This is a genomic window from Marinifilum sp. D737 (genome assembly GCF_026672275.1).
GTDB lineage: Bacteria > Bacteroidota > Bacteroidia > Bacteroidales > Marinifilaceae > Marinifilum.
Map to the genome: position 1 here is coordinate 1 of NZ_JANQCD010000118.1, position 359 is coordinate 359.

Consider the following 359-nt stretch of genomic DNA (forward strand, 5'->3'; position numbering starts at 1 on the left):
TTAAGCGCAAGTAGTAACGTAGAAGTTACAGCAGCTAGCATTACTTTTGATTTGGGTGGCGGAAGTTTTACTCTTGAATCCAACTCATTTGCTTTAAGTCTAAATTCTGCACCATCGCTAAACGCTGCGGGTTCGGCAACTGTAGATGCCAATTTTACGGTTTCATTTGATGACAATTCAGATTGGGAATCCAAGATATCAGAAGTATCTTACAATAGTACAGTACTAAGTTCGGGAACTGATTACGATATCGATGGAACAGCCAATACCATAACACTGAAGCCAGGTGGAGGAAATTCAGCTCTTCAAACAGCGGGAACGGCCAATTTGGTGGTAAAATCAGATACTTATGCTGATGC

General features: G+C 41.2%; 1 protein-coding gene. It reads left to right on the forward strand.

Annotated features, from left to right (window positions below; translation table 11 throughout):
* The coding region (locus NQ163_RS20690; RefSeq protein WP_268192200.1) for a hemoblobin-interacting domain-containing protein at nucleotides 1-359 on the forward strand (359 nt) is incomplete at both ends.